We start from the raw sequence: 3,409 nt of genomic DNA, 5'->3' as shown, positions 1-3,409 counted from the left end.
GCCGCCATGCGCTACACCGAAGTGCGCATGCAGAAGATCACCAATGCCTTGCTGGACGATCTCGACAAGGACACGGTGGATTTCCGCGACAACTACGATGGCTCGGAAAAAGAGCCGACCGTGCTGCCGGCGCGCTTCCCCAACATGCTGGTCAATGGCGGCGGCGGCATCGCCGTAGGCATGGCCACCAACGTGCCCACCCACAATCTGGGCGAAACCATCGACGCGGTGCTGATGCTTCTCGACAATGAGAATGCCACTACCGACGAGTTGCTTGAGGTACTGCCCGGCCCCGACTTCCCCACCGGAGGCATCATTCTGGGTCGCGCCGGCATCCGGTCAGCCTATGAGACGGGGCGCGGCTCGGTGCTGGTGCGTGGCCGCGTCGGCATCGAGGAGGTGCGCAAGGAGCGCGAGGCCCTCATCATCACCGAACTGCCCTATCAGGTGAACAAGGCGGTCCTGGTGGAAAAGATCGCGGAGCTGGTGCGCGACAAGCGCATCGAGGGAATTGCCGATATGCGCGACGAATCCTCGCGCGAAGGCATGCGCGTGGTGGTTGAGATCAAGCGCGATGCGCTGGCCGACGTGGTGCTCAACCAGCTCTATCGCTTCACAGCGCTGCAATCTTCCTTCGGCTGCAATTTCGTGGCGCTCAATGGCGGCAAGCCGCAATTGCTGAACCTGCGCGAAATGCTGCAATGCTTCATCGACTTCCGCCATGAGGTCGTGACGCGCCGTGCCCGGTTCCTGCTCAACAAGGCCCGCGATCGCGCCCATATCCTGGTCGGCCTGGCCGTCGCCGTGGCCAATATCGACGAGGTCATTCATCTCATCCGCACCGCGCCCGATCCGGCGACGGCGCGCGAGCAGTTGATGACCCGCCGCTGGCCGGCCGCCGACGTTGCCCCGCTCATCAAGCTGATTGACGACCCGCGCCACCGCATCAACGAGGACGGCACCTTCAACCTTTCCGAGGAGCAGGCCCGCGCCATTCTCGAGCTACGCCTGGCCCGCCTGACCGCGCTGGGACGGGATGAAATCGGCGACGAACTCAACGGGCTGGGCGGTGAAATCGAGGACTATCTTGATATCCTGCGCAGCCGCGAGCGCGTGGTGGAGATCATCCGCAACGAGCTGACCGAGATCCGCGAGCAGTTCGCCACCCCGCGCCGAACCGAGATTTCCGATGTCGCCGGCGACTTCGACGATGAAGACCTCATCGCCCGCGAGGACATGGTGGTGACCGTCAGCCACGAGGGCTACATCAAGCGCGTTCCGCTCTCCACCTATCGGGCGCAGAACCGCGGCGGCAAGGGCCGTTCGGGCATGGCGACGCGGGAGGAGGATTTCGTTTCCCGCCTCTTCGTCGCCAATACCCATACCCCGGTGCTGTTCTTCACCGACCGGGGCATCGCCTACAAGCTCAAGGTCTGGCGGCTGCCGCTGGCCCAGGCCAATGCTCGCGGCAAGGCTCTGATCAACATCCTGCCGCTGGAGCAGGGCGAGCGCCTGACCACCATCATGCCGCTGCCCGAGGATGAGGGCAGCTGGGCCGACCTCGACATCATGTTCGCCACCACGCGCGGCACGGTGCGGCGCAATTCGCTGGCCGATTTCGTCGAGGTGCGCCAGAATGGCAAGATCGCCATGAAGCTCGAGGAGGGCGACCAGATTGTCGGCGTCGAGACGGCGACCGCCAGCCAGGACGTGCTGCTGACCACGGCGCTGGGCCAGGCCATTCGCTTCCGGGTGGACGATGTGCGCGTGTTCAAGGGCCGCGATTCCATGGGCGTGCGCGGCATCGCGCTGGCCGATGGCGACGTGGTTATCTCCATGGCGGTCATCAACCACTCCGACGCCACGGCGGAAGAACGTGCCGCCTATCTCAAGATGAGCCGCGCTGTGCGCGGGGAGACCGAGGATAGCGCCTCGGACGAGGGCGATGTCGTCGCCGGCGAGTTGAGCCAGGAGCGTTATGCCCAGCTCAGCGCCAGCGAGCAGTTCATCCTCACCATTTCTGAAAACGGCTATGGCAAGCGCACCTCCAGCCACGAATACCGGATCACCGGACGTGGCGGCAAAGGCATCGTCGCCATGGCGGTCAACAAGCGTAATGGCAATCTGGTTGCCAGCTTCCCGGTGGAAGATAGCGACCAGATCATGCTCATCAGCGATGGCGGCCAGACTATCCGACTGCCCGTGGGCGGCGACAAGCCCATCCGCATCGTCTCGCGCGGCAGCCAGGGCGTCATCGTCTTCGACACGGCCGAGGGCGAGAAGGTGGTGTCGGTCGAGCATATCAGCGAGCCCGAAGGCCATGACGAGCCCGATGAAACGGGCGAGCCGGAAAGCCCGGCTGAAGAATAAGAAAGGGGCGCTTCGGCGCCCCTTGGTTTTGGTGGAGACGAAACCCGCTCAGCGCGCGGCGGCGACACGCACCGGATGCGGTGCCGAATCGGGATTGGCGGCTTGCAGCCGGGCATGGCCGTTCATGAAATAGCGCTCGAAGAGCGGGCTGGTGGCGGCGCCGATGGCGCGGGCGTTGCCGCCGACTATGCCGGCTTCCACGCGCGGCGCGATGAGGCCGCGCATGTCCTGATTGACCAGATAGCGCCGCGTCCGCTCGACCAAGGCGTGCTTCACCGGATCGGGGAAAGAGCCGTCGATCAGGATGGCCTCGAAATCGATGACGGCGCAGACCGAAAGGCTGGCCTTGGCCAGTTCCTGCGCCGTGCTGCCGATCCAGGGATCGACGAAACGGGCGTAGCGGCTCCAGTCCTGCGGCTGGGTCCATAGTCCATCGGGGTCGAGGCCGAATTCGGCCAGCCGCGTTTCCAGCAGGTGGATGGAGGCGGTGTCGATCAATTGCTGGCTTTCGCCCTGCGGCCCGAAGCTGCGCAGCGAGCCCAGCGCCCCGGCATTGCCGTGATTGCCCTGATAGACCGAATGATTGAGCACGATGCCGCCGCCGATAAAGGCGCCGATGAAGAAATAGGCGTAGTCGCGGAATTCCTTGCCCCGCCCGTAGATATGCTCGGCCTGGCACCCCGCCGTAGCGTCGTTGACGACGCTGACGGGCAGGTCGGTGAACCGCGCCAGCTCGGCGTGAAAATCCACCTCGCGCCAGGACATGAATTCCTTGCTCGGCGCCCCGACCAGTTCGTTCCATTTCCACAGCTCGAACGGCGTGCCGATGCCGATGCCGCAAATGCGCTTGCGCTCGGCCGGTGAGCATTGCGCCAGGATGGTGGTGATTCCCTCCCGCAGAAAGGCGAAGATCGGCTCGGGCAGGGGATAGGGATAGGTCAGTTGCAACTGCTGGCGCACCGTGCCGCGAAAATCGGTCAGCAGCAGCACGGCGCTGCGCCGCCCGATCTTGACGCCGAGGGAGAGCACGCCACCCTCG

The 3,409-nt window shown here is 64.7% G+C and carries 2 protein-coding genes; one reads left to right on the top strand and one right to left on the bottom strand.

The annotated features are described in order from the left end of the window. A partial coding sequence (gene gyrA / locus VDP82_RS15980; RefSeq protein WP_323015821.1) for a DNA gyrase subunit A occupies window positions 1-2,370 on the top strand: 2,370 nt, incomplete at its 5' end. A gap of 48 nt (window positions 2,371-2,418) precedes the next feature. Here gyrA and VDP82_RS15975 read toward each other — a convergent pair. After that, window positions 2,419-3,409, bottom strand: a 991-nt coding sequence (locus VDP82_RS15975) for an ROK family protein (RefSeq protein WP_323015820.1), incomplete at its 5' end; no start/stop codon positions are given.

It is taken from the genome of Devosia sp., from assembly GCF_034675085.1.
Lineage (GTDB): Bacteria > Pseudomonadota > Alphaproteobacteria > Rhizobiales > Devosiaceae > Devosia.
This window is presented reverse-complemented; position numbering and strand designations above follow the sequence as displayed.